The organism is Neisseria sp. P0021.S005 (genome assembly GCF_051956955.1).
Window position 1 is genome coordinate 1 of sequence record NZ_JBQCWY010000419.1, and the last position, 2,652, is coordinate 2,652.

General features: G+C 53.2%; 2 protein-coding genes and 1 pseudogene. All 3 read left to right on the forward strand.

Features of this window, described 5'->3' with window-relative positions; all coding sequences use genetic code 11:
• Positions 1-74: 74 nt before the first annotated feature.
• Positions 75-866, forward strand: coding sequence for a 3-methyl-2-oxobutanoate hydroxymethyltransferase (gene panB / locus ACTHUE_RS15010; RefSeq protein ID WP_004521070.1), 792 nt, complete (start codon positions 75-77; stop codon positions 864-866).
• Between the two features lie 119 nt (positions 867-985).
• Entirely contained in the window at positions 986-1,822 is an 837-nt protein-coding gene (gene panC, locus ACTHUE_RS15015; RefSeq protein WP_070824223.1) for a pantoate--beta-alanine ligase, read from the forward strand.
• Positions 1,823-1,910: 88 nt separating this feature from the next.
• A pseudogene (locus ACTHUE_RS15020) lies at positions 1,911-2,652 on the forward strand (DNA mismatch repair protein MutS); the annotation flags it as partial.

A 2,652-nucleotide genomic window follows, 5' to 3' on the forward strand; every position in this document is an offset into this window, starting at 1 on the left:
TTAAAAGCAGACCTTATAATACCGCGTTTCCATTTATAACAAAGGGCTGCCCACCGGGCAGAACACACAACACCATGATTACCGTAAACACTTTGCAAAAAATGAAAGCAGAGGGCGAGAAAATCGCCATGCTGACCGCTTATGAATCCAGCTTTGCCGCGCTGATGGACAATGCCGGCGTAGATGTATTGCTGGTCGGCGATTCTTTGGGCATGGCGGTGCAAGGTCGTCAGTCCACTTTGCCGGTGAGCTTGCAGGATATGTGCTACCACACTGAATGCGTGGCTCGCGGCACTCAAAATGCCATGATTGTCAGCGACTTGCCGTTTGGTGCGTATCAGCAGAGCAAAGAGCAGGCATTTGCGGCGGCGGCCGAATTGATGGCGGCTGGCGCGCATATGGTCAAACTCGAAGGCGGCGTCTGGATGGCGGAGACCACTGAATTTCTGCAAATGCGCGGCATTCCTGTTTGCGCGCACATCGGCCTGACCCCGCAATCCGTGTTTGCATTCGGCGGCTATAAAGTTCAAGGCCGCGGCGACAAGGCGGAAGCGTTGCTCAACGACGCTAAAGCACATGATGCGGCAGGTGCGGCAATCGTATTGATGGAATGCGTTCCTGCAGAGTTGGCGAAAAAAGTAACCGAGACAGTTTCTTGCCCAACCATCGGTATTGGCGCAGGCGTGGATTGCGACGGTCAGGTTTTGGTGATGCACGATATGCTCGGCATTTTCCCCGGTAAAACCGCCAAATTCGTGAAAAACTTTATGCAGGGTAAAGACAGCGTTCAAGCTGCGGTCAAAGCCTATGTGGATGAAGTCAAAGCAAAAACGTTCCCGTCTGTCGAACATACGTTTGCCGGATAAAATAAAAACCAGGCCGTCTGAAACTTATTTCAGACGGCCTTTTTAATGAATAAAAGCGTATAATCGGCGCGTGATTTCCGTTGATGAAACAGCGGAAAAGATAAAGGATTTTTCAAACCATGCAAATCATTCATACGATTAAAGAATTGCGCGAGTGGCGCAAAACTGCCGGAAAAGTGGCATTTGTACCGACTATGGGCAATCTGCACGAAGGCCATCTTGCGCTGGTGCGCGAAGCGAAAAAACGTGCCGATAACGTTGTGGTCAGTATTTTTGTCAACCGCCTGCAATTCGGACAAGGCGAAGATTTCGACAAATATCCGCGCACTTTGCAGCAAGATGCCGACAAATTGGCAGGTGAGGGCGTTGCCGTCGTATTTGCGCCTGATGAAAAAGAGCTGTATCCGAATGTGGAACAACGTTTCAATGTCGAGCCTCCACACCTGCAAAACGAATTGTGCGGCAAATTCCGTCCGGGCCATTTCCGCGGCGTTGCGACCGTTGTGACTAAGTTGTTCAACATTGTTCAACCTGATACCGCCTGTTTCGGCAAAAAAGACTATCAGCAGCTGGCGATTATCAAAGGCTTTGTCGAAGACTTGAATTTCAATATCGAAATCGTTCCGGTCGACACCGGCCGCGCTTCAGACGGCCTGGCACTTTCCAGCCGCAACCAATATTTGAGCGAAGCAGAGCGCGCAGAAGCGCCCCGCCTCTATCAAGAGTTGCAAAACATTGCCGCCGCCTTGAAAAACGGCAATCTAGATTACGCCCAGCTCGAGGCTGAATGTATCCGCCGTTTGACCGATGCCGGCTGGGTGGTTGATTACGTTGAAATCCGCCATGCACACAGCTTGGCAGTGGCTCATGTCGGCGATAAAGAATTGGTGGTGCTTGCCGCCGCCCGTTTGGGTACCACGCGCCTGATTGATAATTTGGAAGTGGCTTTGGCTTAAAACCAAGCTGCTGGTAAAGGCCGTCTGAAACCTGTTTTTCAGACGGCCTTTTGTTACAATAACGCTTTTGCGTTTCTAAGGTTTTTCCATGTCTAAACCCACTGTTTCCCCGATGATGCAGCAGTATCTCGACATCAAATCACAACACGCCGACAAGCTGGTGTTTTACCGCATGGGCGATTTTTACGAGCTGTTTTTGGATGACGCGGTGGAAGCGGCGAAGCTGTTGGACATCACTCTGACCACGCGCGGGCAGATGGACGGCGTGCCGATTAAGATGGCGGGCGTGCCGTTTCACGCGGCGGAGCAGTATCTGGCGCGACTGGTGAAGATGGGCAAAAGCGTGGCGGTGTGCGAGCAGGTAGGCGAAGTCGGCGCGGGCAAAGGGCCGGTGGAGCGCAAAGTCGTGCGCATCGTGACGCCCGGCACGCTGACCGACGCGGCGTTTTTGGAAGACAAGGAAACCAACCGCATCGCGGCGGTGAACGCGGATAAAAAACACATCGCCATCGCGTGGGCATCTTTGCAAAGCGGCGAATTCAAAACCAAGCTGACGACGGCGGACAAACTTGCCGACGAGCTGGCGCGTTTGCAGGCGGCGGAAATCCTGTTGCCCGAAGGCAAAAGCCTGCCTGACGGTTTTCAGACGACCTCCGCCAACATTACGCGCCTGAACTCGTGGCAGTTTGCCGCCGACGCCGGCGCGAAATTGTTGACCGAATACTTCGGCTGCCAAGACTTGCATGGCTTCGGTTTGGACGGCAAGGAACACGAAGCCGCCGTCGGTGCGGCGGGCGCGCTGTTGAACTACATCCGCCTGACGCAAAACC